General features: G+C 59.4%; 17 protein-coding genes. 10 read left to right on the top strand and 7 right to left on the bottom strand.

The window, feature by feature from the left end:
* The first annotated feature begins 39 nt into the window (after positions 1 to 39).
* Positions 40 to 708 carry a GMP/IMP nucleotidase gene (yrfG, locus tag FIV38_RS06695; protein ID WP_092232741.1) on the top strand — a complete coding sequence of 223 codons (669 nt, stop codon included), beginning with the start codon at positions 40 to 42 and terminating at the stop codon, positions 706 to 708.
* 106 nt (positions 709 to 814) lie between these two features.
* Here yrfG and lysM read toward each other — a convergent pair whose 3' ends face one another.
* The gene (gene lysM / locus FIV38_RS06690) at positions 815 to 1255 is read right to left on the bottom strand and encodes a peptidoglycan-binding protein LysM (protein WP_029299807.1); all 441 of its coding nucleotides are present in this window, start codon (positions 1253 to 1255) and stop codon (positions 815 to 817) included.
* 133 nt (positions 1256 to 1388) lie between these two features.
* Between lysM and FIV38_RS06685 the strand changes: the two genes are divergently transcribed.
* The 4 genes from FIV38_RS06685 (at position 1389) to FIV38_RS06670 (ending at position 6260) form a co-directional block, all read left to right on the top strand.
* Entirely contained in the window at positions 1389 to 2258 is an 870-nt protein-coding gene (locus FIV38_RS06685; RefSeq protein ID WP_092232738.1) for a LysR family transcriptional regulator, read from the top strand.
* 115 nt (positions 2259 to 2373) lie between these two features.
* Positions 2374 to 3213 carry a formate dehydrogenase accessory sulfurtransferase FdhD gene (fdhD, locus tag FIV38_RS06680; RefSeq protein ID WP_029299803.1) on the top strand — a complete coding sequence of 280 codons (840 nt, stop codon included), beginning with the start codon at positions 2374 to 2376 and terminating at the stop codon, positions 3211 to 3213.
* Positions 3210 to 5558, top strand: coding sequence for an FdhF/YdeP family oxidoreductase (locus FIV38_RS06675; RefSeq protein ID WP_070995020.1), 2349 nt, complete (start codon positions 3210 to 3212; stop codon positions 5556 to 5558). The genes fdhD and FIV38_RS06675 overlap by 4 nt, the downstream gene beginning before the upstream one ends.
* A 222-nt stretch (positions 5559 to 5780) precedes the next feature.
* The gene (locus FIV38_RS06670; RefSeq protein ID WP_057437072.1) at positions 5781 to 6260 is read left to right on the top strand and encodes a glycine zipper domain-containing protein; all 480 of its coding nucleotides are present in this window, start codon (positions 5781 to 5783) and stop codon (positions 6258 to 6260) included.
* A 141-nt stretch (positions 6261 to 6401) separates the two neighbouring features.
* Here the strand turns inward: FIV38_RS06670 and FIV38_RS06665 are convergent, their stop codons facing one another.
* The 3 genes from FIV38_RS06665 to FIV38_RS06655 form a co-directional block, all read right to left on the bottom strand.
* Positions 6402 to 6833: an acyl-CoA thioesterase gene (locus FIV38_RS06665; protein WP_070995019.1), complete on the bottom strand. Its 432-nt coding sequence runs from the start codon at positions 6831 to 6833 to the stop codon at positions 6402 to 6404.
* Positions 6834 to 6856: 23 nt separating this feature from the next.
* Positions 6857 to 8794: a RecQ family ATP-dependent DNA helicase gene (locus FIV38_RS06660; protein ID WP_092232735.1), complete on the bottom strand. Its 1938-nt coding sequence runs from the start codon at positions 8792 to 8794 to the stop codon at positions 6857 to 6859.
* Positions 8795 to 9056: 262 nt separating this feature from the next.
* A complete protein-coding gene (locus FIV38_RS06655; RefSeq protein WP_029299795.1) occupies positions 9057 to 10232 on the bottom strand; it encodes a tetratricopeptide repeat protein in 1176 nt (391 codons plus the stop codon).
* A gap of 343 nt (positions 10233 to 10575) precedes the next feature.
* Here FIV38_RS06655 and FIV38_RS06650 point away from each other — a divergent pair, with 343 nt between their 5' ends.
* Together FIV38_RS06650 and FIV38_RS30775 are read left to right on the top strand one after the other, a co-directional pair.
* Positions 10576 to 11007, top strand: a complete 432-nt coding sequence (locus FIV38_RS06650; RefSeq protein WP_186351788.1) for a hypothetical protein — start codon at positions 10576 to 10578, stop codon at positions 11005 to 11007.
* A gap of 274 nt (positions 11008 to 11281) precedes the next feature.
* A complete protein-coding gene (locus FIV38_RS30775; RefSeq protein WP_092237261.1) occupies positions 11282 to 11638 on the top strand; it encodes a DUF1493 family protein in 357 nt (118 codons plus the stop codon).
* A gap of 205 nt (positions 11639 to 11843) precedes the next feature.
* Here the strand turns inward: FIV38_RS30775 and FIV38_RS06640 are convergent, their stop codons facing one another.
* A complete protein-coding gene (locus tag FIV38_RS06640; RefSeq protein ID WP_029299789.1) occupies positions 11844 to 13385 on the bottom strand; it encodes a phosphoenolpyruvate carboxykinase in 1542 nt (513 codons plus the stop codon).
* A gap of 179 nt (positions 13386 to 13564) precedes the next feature.
* Positions 13565 to 14467: an Hsp33 family molecular chaperone HslO gene (gene hslO, locus FIV38_RS06635; RefSeq protein ID WP_029299788.1), complete on the bottom strand. Its 903-nt coding sequence runs from the start codon at positions 14465 to 14467 to the stop codon at positions 13565 to 13567.
* A 125-nt stretch (positions 14468 to 14592) separates the two neighbouring features.
* Here hslO and FIV38_RS06630 point away from each other — a divergent pair, with 125 nt between their 5' ends.
* A complete protein-coding gene (locus FIV38_RS06630; protein ID WP_029299786.1) occupies positions 14593 to 15393 on the top strand; it encodes a phosphatase PAP2 family protein in 801 nt (266 codons plus the stop codon).
* Between the two features lie 41 nt (positions 15394 to 15434).
* Here the strand turns inward: FIV38_RS06630 and FIV38_RS06625 are convergent, their stop codons facing one another.
* The gene (locus FIV38_RS06625; RefSeq protein WP_029299784.1) at positions 15435 to 15842 is read right to left on the bottom strand and encodes an RNA-binding S4 domain-containing protein; all 408 of its coding nucleotides are present in this window, start codon (positions 15840 to 15842) and stop codon (positions 15435 to 15437) included.
* Between the two features lie 282 nt (positions 15843 to 16124).
* On the opposite strand from FIV38_RS06625, the gene rimB reads away from it, so the two are divergent.
* Together rimB and rimK are read left to right on the top strand one after the other, a co-directional pair.
* Positions 16125 to 16607 (top strand): retropepsin-like aspartic endopeptidase RimB, encoded by a 483-nt coding sequence (rimB, locus tag FIV38_RS06620; protein ID WP_029299782.1) that lies wholly within the window; start codon positions 16125 to 16127, stop codon positions 16605 to 16607.
* Positions 16604 to 17509, top strand: coding sequence for a 30S ribosomal protein S6--L-glutamate ligase (gene rimK / locus FIV38_RS06615; RefSeq protein ID WP_029299780.1), 906 nt, complete (start codon positions 16604 to 16606; stop codon positions 17507 to 17509). The genes rimB and rimK overlap by 4 nt, the downstream gene beginning before the upstream one ends.
* Positions 17510 to 17593: the final 84 nt, after the last annotated feature.

Below are 17593 nucleotides of genomic sequence, written 5' to 3'. Positions count from 1 at the left end.
TGTGTCGGATATATTTACTTACCTGCTTGAGACCCCACCATGCCTCCATTGCCCTGGTCCGATATCGACACCGTCCTGCTGGACATGGACGGCACCTTGCTCGACCTGCATTTCGACAACCACTTCTGGATGGAACACCTGCCCCGGCGCTATGCCGAACTGCACGGGGTGAGCCAGGCCATGGCCGAGATGGAGTTGCAGCCGCTGTTCGAGCGTAACGCCGGCCAGTTGCAATGGTATTGCCTGGATTTCTGGAGCGCCGAACTGAAGATCCCGGTGCGCGAACTCAAGCTGGAAACCGCCCACTTGATCGCCCTGCGCCCGGATGCCGATACCTTCCTGGCGGCGATCAAACAGGCCGGCAAACGCGTGATCCTGATCACCAATGCCCACCGCGATTCGCTGTCGTTGAAGCTGGAACGCATTGAACTGGCACCGTATTTCGAACGGCTGATCAGTTCCCACGACTATGGGTTTGCCAAGGAAAACCCGCAGTTCTGGGACGCATTGCAGGCGGATATCGACTTCGACCCGGCACGTAGCCTGTTTATCGACGACACCTTGCCGATTCTGCGCAGTGCGCGGGATTTTGGCGTGGGGCATTTGCTGGCGGTCAAACAGCCGGACAGCCGCAAGGGGCCGAAGGATACGGCGGAGTTCGATGCGGTCGAGCATTACCGGGAATTGATTTCAGAATTATCGTTGTAGGAGCGAGCTTGCTCGCGAAAAACGTCTGGACAGCGCTTTCATTCAGGATGTCCGCGTTATCGTTAACGACCTTCGCGAGCAAGCTCGCTCCTACAAGGGGACAAGCTTACTCAGGAATACGCAGTGTCTGCCCTGGGTAGATTTTGTCCGGGTGCGACAGCAGCGGCTTGTTGGCCTCGAAGATTTTGTTGTACTTGTTGGCATCGCCATAAACGGTCTTGGAGATCGCGCTGAGGGTATCGCCGCTTTTCACCACAACAAAGCGCGAAGCCACAACGACGGGCCCGGCTACGGTGATTTGGTCATCCACAGTAGCCACGCCGGCAATGTTGCCCAGCGCCAACAGAATCTTCTCTTTCTCTTCCTGGCTGGCGACTTCACCGGTGACCGTTACCTTGTCACCGTCCACCGTGGTCTGCACATTCGGATTACCCAGGCCGACCTTGGCGACGTGATCCTTCAACTGCTCACTCGCGTTCGCATTACCCGGCGTCAACAGATCAACGATTTTCTCGCCGGCTTCTTTGATAAAGCTAAAAAGACTCATAGTGCGCTCTCCTTGGGATTGGGTTTCCAGATGCCAAAGACTAGACCAGTCTTACAGACCTTGGTTCCAGTCCGACCAATGACGCAAACGCGCTAGAATCCCCCCGCCATTGGAATAAGAGCCCGGAGCGAAGATGGACATCAAACAGCTGAAATTCCTCATCGCCCTCGACGAAACCCGTCACTTCGGCCAGGCGGCCGCGCGCTGCCACATTACCCAGCCGACCCTGTCGATGCGCCTGCGCAGCCTGGAAGAAGAACTGGAGCTACCGCTGGTCAATCGCGGCCAGCGTTTCGAGGGCTTCACCGCCCCTGGCGAGCGGGTGCTGGCCTGGGCGCGTACGGTACTGGCAGCCTATGACGGCCTGCAGGCCGAGGCGGCAGCCTGCCGCGGCAACCTGGTGGGGACATTGCGCCTGGGGGTGGTGCCGCTGTCGAGCTTCGATCCGCTGGCCTTGATGCAACAACTGCACAGGCAGCACCCCAGCCTGCGCTTTGAGCTATCGGCCCTGAGTTCCGAGCAGATCCTCGAACAACTGGCGAGCAATCGCCTGGATTTGGGCGTGTCCTACCTCGAGCGCCTGGACGCTGAGCGCTTTGACTCCCTGGCCCTGGACGAAACCCGCATGGGCCTGCTGTACGACCAACGGTTTTTCAGTTTTGGCGAAAAGCCCTTGAGCTGGGAGGCGCTGATCGAACTGCCCCTGGGCATGCTGACCAGCGGCATGCACTTTCGCCAGTCCATCGACCACAACTTCCACAGCCGCGGCCTGACCCCCCAACCCTTGCTGCAAACCGATGCCGTCCATCAGTTGCTGCAGGCCGTGAACGGTGGGCTATGTTGTGCGGTGATGCCCCTGGACGGCGGCCTTGATGCCCTGACCGAGCACCTGCGGCTGCAACCCATCGAAAACGCGCAAACCCTGGCCAAGCTGGGGCTGATCATGCGCCGCAGTGCGCCGCGTTCGGCGCTGGCCGAGGCGTGTTTTGCGCTTTATCAGTAATCGCCGCTGGAACCTTGATCGACGTCATCTATCGGCAGATCAGTACTGACGATTAGACGCGACCCTTTGTCGCGCCTAGTCTTCACTCTGAACACTTCGCCGGTGACTAGACTTCATGAACGCCCAGCGCCCAGCACGCGCGGCGCCCGCCCTGACAACGCCCGCGCCCGCCGCCAGCCAGAGTTATCAGTATTGCAACCTCGACCGCACGCAATCGGACAGCACCGCGCTGGCCGAGGAAGTCGCGTTGGCGATTGCCTATAACGACATCAGCCAGGCCGTGATGCTGGTGACGCCCACCGACCTTGAAGACTTTATCGTCGGTTTCAGCCTGGGCAGCGGCATCATCAGCGACATCAGCGATATCTACGACCTGCAACTGAGCGGCACAGGCTCGGCCCAGTACGCTCAGGTACAGATCTCCAGCCGTGCCTTCTGGAACCTCAAGCAACAGCGCCGGCAACTGGCTGGCACCAGCGGCTGCGGCCTGTGCGGAGTGGAAGCGCTGGAGCAAGCGCTGCCGGACCTCAAGGTGTTGCCGGGCGCACCATTGCCGCCTGCCGCGTGGCTGGAGGGCTTGCGCCAGCGCATCAGCGCCTTTCAGCCATTGGGCCAATACAGCGGCGCGGTGCATGCGGCGGTATTCATGAATAACCAGGGTGAACTGCTGCTGGGCCGCGAAGATATCGGCCGGCATAACGCCCTCGACAAACTGATCGGCGCCTTGGTCCGTCAGCACATCCCGACGGCAGGCGGCGTGGCAATTGTCACCAGCCGTTGCAGCCTCGAATTAATCCAGAAAGTCCTGCGCGCGGGCATCCAGACCCTGGTCAGCCTGTCGTCGCCCACCGGCCTGGCCCTGCAGTGGGCACGCCGGCACAACCTCAACCTTATCCACCTGCCGCAAAAAAGCGCGCCGCGGGTCTATAGCCCTGCGATGGAGTATCAGCCATGAGCAATCATCACCAAGCCGACCAAACCCCAACCCCGCGCTACAAGCCCTACAAAGGCCCGGCTGGCGGCTGGGGTGCGCTGATCAGCGTGGCGCAGGCGTGGCTGACCAGCGACAACGCGCTGAAGAATATCCGCATGATGCTCAAGACCAACCAGAACGGCGGCTTCGACTGCCCCGGCTGCGCCTGGGGTGACTCGCCGGAAAGCGGCATGGTCAAGTTCTGCGAGAACGGCGCCAAGGCAGTCAACTGGGAAGCCACCAAGCGCCGGGTGGACGCGGCGTTCTTCGCCAAACACAGCGTCAGCGCGCTGCTGGAACAAAGCGACTATTGGCTGGAATACCAGGGCCGCCTGACCGAGCCGATGAGCTACGACGCCGAGACCGACCGTTACAAGCCCATCAGCTGGGAGTCAGCCTTCGACTTGATCGGCCAGCACTTGCGCGCCCTGCCAAGCCCGGATATGGCCGAGTTCTATACCTCGGGCCGCGCCAGCAATGAGGCCGCATACCTCTATCAATTGTTCGTGCGCGCCTACGGCACCAACAACTTCCCGGATTGCTCGAACATGTGCCACGAAGCCAGCGGTGTGGCCCTGGCGCAGAGCGTGGGTGTGGGCAAAGGCACGGTGACGTTTGACGACTTTGAACACGCCGACGCGATTTTCGTCTGGGGCCAGAACCCCGGCACCAACCACCCGCGCATGCTCGAACCGCTGCGCGAAGCGGTGAAGCGCGGCGCCCAGGTGGTCTGTATCAACCCGCTCAAAGAGCGTGGCCTGGAACGTTTCCAGCACCCGCAACACCCGCTGGAAATGCTCACCAACGGCGACAAGCCAACCAACACTGCGTACTTCCGCCCAGCACTGGGTGGCGACATGGCCATCCTGCGCGGCATGGCCAAGTTCCTGCTGTTGTGGGAGCGCCAGGCCCAGGCCGAAGGCAAGGAGGCGGTGTTCGACCACGACTTCCTCAATGAGCACACGGTCAACGTGCTGGATTACCTGGCGAAGATCGACGACACCTCTTGGGATGAAATCGTCGAGCAGTCCGGCCTGAGCCTGGTGGAGATCGAGCAGGCGGCGCGCATGTACGCCAAAGGCAAGAACGTGATCATGTGCTGGGCGATGGGCATCACCCAGCATCGGCACTCGGTGCCGACCATCCAGGAAATCGCCAACCTGATGCTGCTGCGCGGCAACATCGGCCGCCCCGGCGCCGGCCTGTGCCCGGTACGCGGCCACAGCAACGTGCAGGGCGATCGCACCATGGGGATCAACGAACGGCCGCCCGTGGCCTTCCTCGATGCCCTGGAGCGCCGCTTCCAGTTCAAAGTACCCCGCGACAACGGGCATAACGTGGTCGAGGCAATCCACGCCATGCTCGAAGGCCGCGCCAAGGTGTTTATCGGCCTGGGCGGCAACTTCGCCCAAGCCACGCCCGACAGCCCGCGCACCTTCCAGGCCTTGAGCAACTGCGACCTGACGGTACAGATCAGCACCAAGCTCAATCGCAGCCACCTGGCCCACGGCAAACAGGCCTTGATCCTGCCGTGCCTGGGCCGTACCGACATCGATATTCAGGCCGATGGCCCGCAAGCGGTGACGGTAGAAGACTCGTTCAGCATGGTGCACGCCTCCAACGGCCAGCTGCAGCCACTGTCGAAGCTGATGAAATCGGAGCCGGCGATTCTCGCCGGCATCGCCGCTGCCACCCTGGGCAGCAAGCCGGTGGACTGGAACTGGTTGGTAGCCGACTACCGCCGCATCCGCGACTTGATCGCCGATACCATTCCCGGCTTCAAGGACTTCAATGAGCGCGTGCAACACCCAGGCGGTTTCTACCTGGGCAACAGCGCCGGCGCACGCCGCTGGAACACGCCGTCAGGGCGCGCCAATTTCCGCGCCAATATCCTGCCCAAGGACCTGGTGCATGAACGCACCCGCGCCACTGGCCAATTGCCCGACCTGATCATGCAGTCCATGCGTTCCCACGATCAGTACAACACCACCATCTACGGCCTGGATGACCGCTATCGCGGGGTCAAGGGCCAGCGCGACGTGCTGTTCGTCAACGAAGCCGACATCATCCGCCTGGGCTTCAAGCCAGGGCAGAAGGCCGATATCGTGTCGATCTGGGATGACGGCCGCGAGCGTCGGGTCAAGGGCTTTACCTTGCTGGCGTTCGATATTCCGGCGGGGCAAGCGGCAGCCTACTACCCTGAGGTCAACCCGCTGGTGCCACTGGAAAGCACTGGGGACGGTAGCCATACGCCTACTTCCAAGTTCGTGGCGATCCGCCTGGAAGCGGCCAGCGAGACTGGTTTGATAATGGCTAGAATCGCCTGATCGACTCCACGCCTGGGAACGATCTTACGGGCACAAAAAAGGCCGCTTTTGCATAAAAGCGGCCGTTCCGAAGTAGCTAAAGACCGGCAAAAACGACTTAAGTTCCCGAGTTAAAACAGTAACTTAGCTAATTGTATACAACCTGCACCACTGGTCGGAATTCGATTGTAAGAATATTCCGACAACCTCAGGATCGCGCCGTCATCCCCTTGAGGTTCACCTATGAAGTTCTCCTCGATTCTCTTGTTGTCCCTTGGCCTGGTCAGTGGCGCAGCCATGGCCGGTGGCACCACCGAAGCCGGTGTAGGCGGCGCATTGGGCGGGGTTCTAGGTTCAGTCGTCGGCCAGCAGATCGGCGGCAATACCGGTTCGGCCATTGGTGCGGCCCTGGGCGGCGCCGGCGGTAGCGCAGTGGGCGCAGACAAACGCAGCCGAGGCGAAGCAGCCATTGGCGGCGCACTGGGCGCAGCCGGCGGCAACGTGGTCGGTCGTAGTGTCGGCGGCAGCACCGGTAGCCTGATCGGTGCGGCAGCGGGCGGTGGTGCCGGCGGCGCGCTGGGCAACTACATGGGCAACAAGAGCGACGACGACGACCGTCGCTATCGCGGGCGCGATAACCGTCGCTACGACCGCGATGATCATCGTGGCCGTGGGCATGCCTATGGGCATCGCAAGAACAAGCATCACTACCGTCACCGGTAAATCCAAAGAACACTGCATACCCCGTGTGGGAGCGGGCTTGCCCGCGATTGCGGTGGGTCAGTTATTGGATACTTGACTGATCGACCGCCATCGCGGGCAAGCCCCCCCACATTTGCTTCGGTGGCGTTTATGCGTTCGGGGTCAGATCACCAACCGCTGCAAAGCCTCGCGCAACACCCCCGCAATCGCCACCGGCTGGTTTGTCGCCCGGTCGACAAACACATGCACAAACCGCCCCGCCGCGCAGGCTTCGTCTTCGCCAGCCTTGAACACCGCCAACTCGTACTGCACTGAACTGTTGCCCAACTTGCCCACCCGCAGGCCGATATCGATACGGTCGGGAAAGGCTATCGACGCGAAATAATCGCACGCCGAACTCACCACAAACCCCACCACCTTGCCGTCATGGATATCCAACCCACCCTGCTCGATCAGGTAGGTGTTCACTGCCGTATCGAAGAAGCTGTAATAGGTGACGTTATTCACATGGCCATACACGTCATTGTCGTGCCAGCGCGTAATGATCGGCTGGAAGTGGCGGTAATCGGCACGCTGCGGCATTGAGTCAGGCATGGGCAAGTCTCGTGAAAGTGAATTTACAGGTCGTTCAGATGGGCCCCGGCCCAATCCCGCACCTGGGCATACGGATACTCTTCCAGCGCGGCAAACCCTGGAATCCCGCGGGCCTTGAGTTTGGTAAACAATGGCACGCTGATCCCGCATAAAAACCGCGTCAACCGTTCAGCCCCCGGCAAGCTGCCGGTGTGCTGATGATGCCTGTGGATAAAATCCGCGCACAATGCCTGGAAGCTTTTATCCACAAGCGGCGCCAAGCCAGGGGGCGCTGGGAGATGGGCTATCTGGCCACGGCAAACCGAACAATGCCCGCACTGGCGGGGCGCATCCGCATCACCAAAATACTCGGCCAGCCGAAAGCCCAGGCAACGCTCGCTGGCGAACAGCGCCAGCATCCCATGGATCCGCGCCACTTCCGTGACTTCGTGCTGCTTGAAGCCTGTGTATAACTCGGCGCTCATGGCCTGGGGATCGAACCCGCTATCGAGCAGGCTGTAGACCTCGGTCATCTGCTTGCTCTCCAGCTCGATCAGCCCCTGCTCCTGGAAATAGTCCAGCGCCTTGACCACCCGCCCACGCTCGGCCTGGTGCAGTTGATAAAGCGCGTCGAAATCCACAGTGGCCCAGCTACGGGCCCGTTTGCATACCTGGATGATCGCGGCGACAAACTGCTGTCGCTCGCCGGAAAAACGCGCCAGCAACACATCCGGCTCCACCAGGTACTTGAAGCGATACTCGGCATAAAACGCATAGCGCGGTGCAATCACGCCCTTGAGCTCCAGTTGCACCAGCAAGGTCTTGAGCGGTAGCTCACGGATATTGCTCAGCTCTGCCAACGAGCGCAGCAGAAACTCCCATTGCCCGTCATCCCGGGCTGCCAGCAACTCCTCCAGCACCAGCCGGATGCCTTCCTGCTCGGGCGTATCGCCGTACACGAAGTTCTCCAGCACTGTGAGGCTGTCGCGATTGGCCAGCACCAGGCACTCGGAAGGCTGGCCATCACGACCGGCGCGCCCGATTTCCTGGCTGTAGTTCTCGATGGACTTGGGCAGGTCGAAGTGCACCACGTTGCGGATATCGCTCTTGTCGATGCCCATGCCGAAGGCAATGGTGGCGACGATGCAATTGGACTGCCCCCCCATAAACCGGCGCTGAATGCCCTCGCGTTGATCATGGGGCAGACCTGCGTGATAGGCCTCGGCCTGGATGCCGTGGCGGTTCAGGTGCTCGGCGATCTGCTCGGCGGTTTTCTGCAAAGTGACATAGACGATGCTCGGCTGGTTGGCCCGCTCACCCATCCACTCCACCAGGCGCCGGCGCTTGTCCACGCCGCTGACCGGCTCTACCCACAGGTTGAGGTTGGGCCGGTAGAAGCCCGTGGTAATCACATCCGCGGGGGCGATGGCGAACTTGGCCTGCATATCCGCAATCACCTTGGGCGTCGCGGTGGCCGTCAACAGCAGCGCCTGGGGAATCTTGAACTGGCGCTGGTAGTCGGGGAGCTTCAGGTAGTCCGGGCGGAATTTGTGGCCCCACTCGGAAATACAGTGCGCCTCGTCTACCACGAGTAACGAAATCGAAACGCTGTGCAAAAAGTTGCGAAAGCGCTCGTTCTTCAAGCGCTCCACGGAAATCATCAGGATTTTCAGCTCGCCGGAGCGGGCCCGGGCCATGACGTCATTGGCCTCCTCGCGACTTTGCGCCGAATCGATACTGCCGGCCGAAATACCATGACGCTGTAAAAAGCCCAACTGGTCCTGCATCAACGCCAACAGCGGCGACACCACCAGCGTCAGGTGCGGCAGCAATACGGCTGAGAGCTGATAACAGAGGGATTTGCCGGAACCGGTGGGAAAGATCGCCGCCGCCGACCGACCGGCCAGCACGGCGCTGACAGCGGCCTCCTGGCCTGGGCGAAACTGGGGATAACCAAAGACCTGCTGGAGGGTGTCGTGCATAAGCTGTCACTCCATTGACCGCTGAACAGACCTAAAACATAGCCCGGTATTTTCAGCGGTTCGAGAAAGGTCGCGAGGAAAAGAGAGACAGGATGATACACAGGCCAGGAGGCCCAGTCGGCAATCCGGCAAACACTCAAAAACCAATGTGGGAACGGGCTTGCTCGCGAATGCGGTGTATCAGATACACAGTCAGTGACTGACACTACGCATTCGCGGGCAAGCCCGCTCCCACATTTTTTACAGCATCGCTACAGCTCGATCAGCGGTTTTGCACACGCTCAATGGCTTTGTCATACACCGGGTTGGCCTTCTGCTCCTTGGCCAACTGGTAGTGGCGCAGCGCATCGGCAAACTGCCCGGCTGCTTCGTAGATCCGCGCGATGTTGTAGTAGGACCCGGCACGCACGGTAGCGGCGGTCGGGCCGCTGGCCAAAGCGATGGCCTTGCGGTTGGCCCAGATCGATTCTGCGGTGTTGCCGGCTTTCTGATAAGCCAGGCCGAGGTTGCCGTAGGCTTTGCCGAACGAGTTATCCAGTTCGATCGCCTGGCGGAAGTAGTCAATTGCCTGGTCCAGGTTACCGGCCTGGTAGGCAGCTTCGCCTTTGAGGTTCAGTTTTTTCGCATCACCCTGGACTGCAGAACTGACCACCACGGCATCAACCGCAACGCTGTCGTTGAGCAGCGGTTTGACTTCGTTGAGCACGTCCTTGGCTTCGACCAGCACGCCGGTGAAGGTATTGATGTCCTGGAAGTCGCCGCTGCCGGTCATGCGGAACACCGTCCACAAGTTGCCGGTACGATTGGTCGGCACGTAGTAGGTGCGCACCAGGGACTGGCCCATGTACACAAACACCTTGGCCTGGCTCTCGGACAGCGCCGTAGAGCCGGTGTTGGTGCGGTTGGAGAAGTCATGCACGGCGTACACATAGCTTTCGCCGTAGTGTTTTTTCTGCAGGGTGATGGTTTCCGGGCCGTAGCTGTCGGTGTCATCCACATCCAGCTCGGCGTCGGTGCCGGTCTTGCTGTTGAAGTAGATATTGTTGCCAGGGAAGATCATGTGGGAATCAAGGTCCGAAGGCGATTGCCCCCAGGTCAGCACCACACGCAGGCCGTCGAGGTTTTCCATCACCGGGCTGATGGCGTAGGTCATGCCTTTGCACGGGCATTTGACCACCAGGTTGGAGTAGCCAGGCTTCTTGATGATCAGCAGGTTGTCGGCGCCATCGGCCACTTCGCTGGTGAGGGTGACTTGACCCTGGGCGTTGGTGCGCCCCACCACGTTCTGCGCGCCGTTGCGTTGCAGCAAGACTTCGGCGTCGGCGATTTTCTGGTCCTTGACCACCGCACTGAGCACTTCAATCGGCAACTGCTCGGCCTGGACGGCAAACGCCAGCGCACACAAAGACATCGCCGAAGCGACACGAAGCAAACCCATGCTTAACTCCCTTTAAGTAGTGGGCGGAATCGCCCTACAAGATTTTGCGGTGAAACATACGCTGAATTCAGGCGGCTTGCCGGGATTTTATACAAAATGTGACGTGGTTTTTATCCCAACTATGGGTGGGCGCCTCTTAGCCCAACTTCAAGTATCGGAAGCCTCTGTAGGAAATCGCCAAGCAAGGCACCATACGCTTCCCAAACTACCTCCAGTGCAAACTCAACCCCCTACAGAATCAACCAAGCCTGATCGAAACTAGCGCCCTCTCAACCCTCTCGGCAAGAAATCCGTGGACCTTGAAAGGACTCAATACATTGGCCATTACGGGGTCACGTTCAGCGTGATTCGTTTCACCGTACGACCCAACAACAAGCAAGCACTTGCCAGTCTTTGCTTACTAGAAGCAAAGACCTCAGCGCAGGAAGTTCGCCTGCAACTACAAAATCTGTATGAGCGAATGCTCGCCCAAGACCTCCCTTGCCTCATGACAGTGGTCATTTCAAAACCGCTGACTAGAAAACAGGCAGATAGCTTGAACAACCGGAACAACGTCATCAAAGAAACTATATCGGGAGCGGTGGCAGCCCCAATTGGGCTCATGTCCAGCAAGGCAGAATCAATGGTCGAAAAAGCTACCAGCGATTTGATATCGCGCCAGCTACGCAACTTCCAGCATGCAGACATCATCATCGGCCTAGAGGCTCAGGTCAGCGGGGGAATTGGCCCGCAGCGCTCCAGCCTCTCACTACACGTGTACTCAAATGAGCCATAGTCAAATGCTCTATCTACAGGCGGCGATCTTCTTCGCCTTTTATCTGTTGCTGTATTACAAAATCACCGACTGCACACTCAGAAAACGTTTTGCTGTCACGTTTATAGCAAGCGGTTTGATCCTGACATTCTGGCTACCTTACGTAGCGATCATTCTTAGTATTCAACTGCTCCCCCTCGCTCTGTTCTTGATAGGCTTGGCACTGTTCTTCACCCGCAACAAGTACCGCTATCGCCATGACCAACCCCCTCACCCACTCCGGCGTGCCCCCACCATGAACCTGGCCCCGCACTTCCCAGAAGACCCCGTCATGCAGCAGCTCCTGCAATTGCTGCATGAAGAAATCGGCCTGCCCAAGCACAAGACCATCCGCCTTAAAACTTCGCTCAACTTCGACCTCGGGTGCGACGGCGCGGAGGCCAGGCAGTTTATGGAAGCGCTGGAGCAGGCATTTGATCTGGACCTGGGCGACTATGATGCCTACCGTTACTTCAACCCACCGGTGTTTGACGTGTTCCTCAAACATCGCGCCAAGGGCCGGGGCGAGAAGATGCCGCTCACCATCGGCATGCTTTACCTGGCCATCAAGACTCATAGCTGGGATACGCAGACGCTGGAAAATCTGAGCTAAAGAACACTGCGTCATTAATGTCTGTGGGCTCGTGATAGCGGTGGGTCAGTCAATGCATCCAGCGGTTGATACACCGCAATCGCGAGCAAGCCCGCTCCCACATTCGGATCTGCGCCTTTTTGCCGTCCTGCTCTACGTTCATAGAGATTTGCGCGCGCACAAAAAAGCCGCCCACTAGGGGCGGCTTTTTAACAGCTGGCGAATCTTACAACTTAGGACCCGCTGCCTTGATCGCGTCGCTCACTTCAAACTTCTTGAAGTTCTCGACGAACAGGCCGGCCAGAGCCTTCGCGGCTTCGTCGTAGGCTGCTTTGTCAGCCCAGGTGTTGCGTGGGTTCAACAGGCCAGTCTCAACGCCCGGTACGGCCAATGGCACGTCGAGGTTGATGGTGTCCAGGTGCTCGGTTTGCGCACCGATCAACGCGCCGCTCTGGATCGCTGCGATCACTGCACGGGTGGTCGGGATGTTGAAGCGCTTGCCAACACCGTAGCCGCCGCCGGTCCAGCCGGTGTTGACCAGGTAGACCTTGGAGCCGAAGCCGCGGATGCGCTTGATCAGCAGCTCTGCGTATTCGCCAGCCGGACGCGGGAAGAACGGCGCGCCGAAGCAGGTAGAGAACGTCGACTTGATGCCGCTGCCCGAGCCCATTTCAGTCGAGCCCACCAGTGCGGTGTAGCCGGACAGGAAGTGGTAGGCCGCTTGTTCTTCGTTGAGGATCGACACCGGTGGCAGCACGCCAGTCAGGTCGCAGGTCAGGAAGATCACTGCGTTCGGCTCGCCACCCAGGTTCTTCTCGGAACGCTTGGCAACGTGCTCCAGTGGGTACGCGGCGCGGCTGTTCTGGGTCAGGCTGACATCGGTGTAGTCGGCGTGCTTGGCATCGTTGATCACGACGTTTTCCAGGACTGCGCCGTGCTTGATGGCTTTCCAGATTACCGGCTCGTTCTTCTCGGACAGGTCGATGCACTTGGCATAGCAACCGCCTTCGATGTTGAACACCACGCCTTCGCCCCAACCGTGTTCGTCGTCACCAATCAGGTAACGGCTTTCGTCGGCAGACAGGGTGGTCTTGCCGGTGCCGGACAGGCCGAAGAACAGGGTCACGTCGCCGTCTTCACCGATGTTGGCAGCGCAGTGCATTGGCAGCACGTCAGCCGCCGGCAGCAGGAAGTTCTGCACCGAGAACATGGCTTTCTTCATCTCGCCGGCGTAACGCATGCCTGCGATCAGAACTTTCTTCTGGGCGAAGTTGAGGATCACGCAACCATCGGAGTTGGTGCCGTCACGCTCAGGTACGCATTCGAAGTTGGCAACGTTGAGCACTTGCCATTCTTCACGACCGGCCGGGTTGTACTGGGCCGGGTTGATGAACAGGCAACGACCGAACAGGTTCTGCCAGGCAGTCTGGGTGGTCATTTTCACGGCCAGGTAGTGGTCTTCGGCAGCACCAACGTGAACGTGGGAAACGAAATGCTCTTGCGCGTTGTTGAAAGCCTCGACGCGAGCCCACAGGGCATCGAACTTGTCGGCCGGGAACTTGCGGTTGATCGGGCCCCAGGCAATGGCGGCCTGGGTGGACGGCTCTTCAACGATGAAACGGTCGACTGGCGAACGCCCGGTACGGTGACCGGTTTCTACGACCAGCGCGCCGGTATCGGCAAGCACGCCTTCACCGCGCTGCAGGGCTTCTTTGACCAGATCGTCAACACTCAGATCGGTGTATACGGCGTTATTGGCTTGCGTCATGAGGTTCCCCGTCGGCCTATGGCCGAGTGCTCCAAACGTTTTGTAGTAGAAAGTTGCGCACTACTACCGCGAAAAAAGTGGGCCGGATTATGCCAGAAAAGCCCAAAAAAAGTAGGGCCCTCCCGTCAGAACACCTCTAATCCGGCGTTTGTCAGGTGATTTACCTGTGCTTAAACGTTTTAGTGGTGGGTGCCCGAAGGGGTGTCAACGCCAGCGCCAGCGAACAATTGGGCGATATCGGCAGCGTCGAACAGGTAGCGTTGATTGCAGAACTGGCAGTCGATTTCGATTCGGCCACCATGCTCCACAGCCAGGTTTTGCGCATCTTCCAGGCCCAGGCTCACCAGGGCATTGCCCGAACGCTCGCGGGAACAGCTGCAATGGAAACGCAGCGATTGCGCATCGAACAGACGCACCTCTTCTTCGTGGTACAGGCGGTGCAGGATGGTTTCGTTGTCCAGGCCCAGCAGCTCTTCGGCAGTCAGCGTACCGGCCAGGGCAGTGAGGCCGCGCCAGCTTTCTTCGCGCTCATCCTCATCCTTGATGCGGTCGGCCGGCAGCTGTTGCAACAGCAGGCCACGGGCGCGCTTGCCATCCGCATTGAGCCAGAAGCGGGTGCCCACTTGCTGGGACATGACGAAATAGTTGGTGAAGCAGTCGGACAGGGTTTCACCGTCCAGGTCGACAATGCCCTGGTAGCGCTGGCCAACGGTCGGGTCGATGGTCAACGCCAGTACGCCGTTGGGCATCAGGTCGGCGAGGGTCGCGTCCGCCGGGATCTGGTCCTCTTCATAACGGGCCAGGCCACGGATTTCGCGCTCGCTGGAGCACTCGATCATCAGCATGGGAACCGGGCCTTCGGAACGGGCCTGCAGAATCAGCAAGCCATCGAACTTCATGGTGCCGACCAGCAGCGACGCGGCGGCCATCAGTTCGCCGAGCAACTGTGCGACCGGCTCCGGATAGGGGTGCTTGGCAAGGACTTCGGCATAGCTGCGCTCCAGGGCAACCAGTTCGCCACGAGCGTCGTTGTCGTCAAAGAGGAAACGTTGGGTGAAGTCGGTATCCGGTAGATCAGTCATAGGTCTGGGTATCTGAATTGATGACAAAGTGATGACAATGTTTCTAAAATTATGCGCTTTAGCACCAATTTGGTGCGCTTTTCTTCCGATAGATGAAGAGTTTTAGAGCGAAGAGGAAACAGTTTATGAACAATCCGGGTTTGTTCCAAGCCAAGTGGAACCTCGGGCGATTGGCCCTGTGCAATTTACTCGCTCTGGGGCTGCTGTGTTTTTGGCTATGGCCCGCAGGCCAGATGCTTTGCGTGATATTCGACGAATGGCTGTTTCATCTACTCAACGACCCTCTGGCCAGCAACCCGACCTGGCTGCATGTCTGGGCGGTAGCGAGCCTGCGACCATTTGATGCGGTGGTCGGGGTAATCCTGCTGATGCTGCTGATTCGCGGCGAATGGGTGTTCAAGGCGATTGAGGTGCGCCAGGCGTTTTTTGGTTTCCTCGCGATCCTGCTGTTACTGCTGTTTATCCGCATGCTGTTTTCCAAGCTCGCGGCGCAGATGGGCTGGCAGCACAACAGCCCCTCTATGGTGATCAGCGGGGCGATCCACATGAGCGACTACTTCCCTGACCTGGAAAAAACCTGGGAGTTGAAGGACCGCTCCAGCCAGAGCTTCCCTGGGGACCACGCTTCGGTGCTGCTGATCTGGGGGATGTTCATGAGTGTATTTGCCAAGCGGATCGGGCAAGTCGTGCTGGTCTGGGGGCTGGCGCTGCTGTTCATGATGCCGCGCCTGGTGGCCGGTGCACACTGGGGGCAAGACGACTATATCGGTGGCGTGCTGCTGGCGCTGTTGGCACTGGGCTGGGGTTATTACACGCCGTTTACTGCGAAGGTCTCCGGTTGGCTGCTGCGCGTGACCGAACCGGTATTCGGGTTGTTGCAACGAGTACCTGTGATCAATCGCTTGAGCGTGATCCGCAACGCCTGAGCCCAGGTGCAGGAGCCTGGCCGGCTCCTGCACGTAAAGCCTCACTCATCATTGCCGCTGCCGCGAAACTTGAACAGGTCGCGGCGCTGTTTCTTGCTTGGCTTGCCGTCGGTGCTCATACCCAACGCTCCGGCCTTGCGCATGGCCGCCGCATTCTCGCGCTTGGCGATACTTGCCGGCGTCTCGGTATACAGCGCCTGCGCTTCGGGAGCGCCCCGGCGGACGATGGAAAGCGCCTGCACCACCACGGTCTTCTCTTCAAAGCCAACACGAATCTGCAACTCGTCGCCAATGTGCGGTTCCTTGCCCGGCTTGCAGCGTTCGCCACGGCAATGCACCTTGCCGCTCTCGATGGCGGCCTTGGCCAAGGCCCGGGTCTTGTAGAAACGCGCAGCCCACAACCACTTGTCCAAACGGACTTTTTCGTCATCTTCCTGCTTTTGAGCCACTTGAATTCCTCGCTCTGAAAAATGTCGCAACTTAACCGTCGAACCCCTTCGACGCACAAACGCCAAGGCTCACCTAAGATACGCCAGGTGTCAGGCGGTTTCCCTTCAGCCATGGTTTTTTATGGCGTGAAGATATCTGTCGCCATTTGGTGAATATTCTGCGTGAATACCGCGAATTCGGCTCCAAGCGCCCGTCAACGTTCCAGGGTTGTCATAATCTGTGAGCAGTTGGACGCTAGTGTCGTTTGACGTCGAAATATTTCTGATTGCCGGTTGTTCATATTGAAGACATTTGACCATTTGACCGTTGTCGGTCTGCGTGAATGGGTGGCGCTTCCCGATCTGGGAGTGGCGGGCCTGCGCGCGAAGATCGACACCGGGGCCAGTACCTCCAGCCTGCATGCCACCGAGATCGAGCCTTTTGAGCGTGACGGTGAAAAGTGGGTGCGTTTCACGGCGCACCTGGGCAGCGTGGTGCAACTGCGTCACCGGCGTTGCGAAGCGCCGCTGGTGGCGATGAAAACCATTAAAAGCTCCAACGGCCAGGCGCAGGTGCGCTACGTCATCAGCACCACCCTGGCCCTGGGTGATCGGGTATGGCGGGTGGAGTTCACCCTGGCTTGCCGCAAAACCATGCGTTACCGCCTGTTGCTAGGTTCCAAAGCCCTGATCGACGGCCAGTTGGTGGTCAACCCGGGGCTCAAGTACGTTCAAGACAAGCCGGTGTTCCCGGTCTCTACTATTGCTGCCACAGGTGTTGCATGAAGATCGCTGTGCTGTCGCGTAACCCGCGTCTGTATTCCACCCGTCGTCTGGTCGAGGCCGGCACCGAACGGGGCCATGAGATGGTGGTGATCGATACGTTGCGCGCCTATATGAACATTGCCAGTCATAAGCCGCAGATCCACTATCGGGGCAAACCACTGGAAGGCTTCGACGCGGTGATCCCGCGCATCGGCGCCTCGGTGACCTTCTACGGCTGCGCGGTACTGCGCCAGTTTGAAATGATGGGGGTGTTTCCGCTCAACGAATCGGTGGCCATTGCTCGCTCCCGGGACAAGCTGCGCTCCCTGCAGTTGCTGTCGCGCCGCGGTATCGGCTTGCCAGTGACCGGCTTTGCCCACTCCCCCGATGACATTCCCGACCTGATCGAGATGGTCAACGGCGCTCCCCTGGTGATCAAGGTGCTGGAAGGCACCCAAGGCATTGGCGTAGTGATGTGTGAAACCGCCACGGCGGCTGAGTCGGTGATCGAAGCGTTCATGGGCCTCAAGCAGAACATCATGGTCCAGGAATACATCAAGGAAGCCGGCGGCGCGGATATCCGTTGCTTCGTGGTGGGGGACAAGGTGATTGCGGCGATGAAACGCCAGGCCAAACCAGGGGAGTTTCGCTCCAACCTGCACCGGGGCGGCAGCGCCAGCCTGATCAAGATCACCCCGGAAGAACGCATGACCGCCCTGCGTGCGGCCAAGGTCATGGGCTTGAGTGTGGCGGGAGTGGATATCCTGCGCTCCAACCACGGGCCACTGGTGATGGAAGTGAACTCTTCACCGGGCCTGGAAGGGATCGAAACCACCACCAACAAGGATGTGGCGGGGATCATCATTCAGCATCTGGAGAAGAACAGCGGGCCGAACATGACTCGTACCAAAGGCAAGGGCTGAGAACCCTTGTAGGATCTGGCTTGCCAGCGATGACTGACTAACATTCAACATCAATGTCGACTGTTACATCTTCGCGCAGGCAAG

Origin of the sequence: Pseudomonas proteolytica, assembly GCF_007858275.1 — a bacterium.
Taxonomy (GTDB): domain Bacteria; phylum Pseudomonadota; class Gammaproteobacteria; order Pseudomonadales; family Pseudomonadaceae; genus Aquipseudomonas; species Aquipseudomonas proteolytica.
The sequence above is the reverse complement of the archived record's forward strand: the minus strand, read 5'-3'. Positions and strand labels throughout refer to the sequence as shown.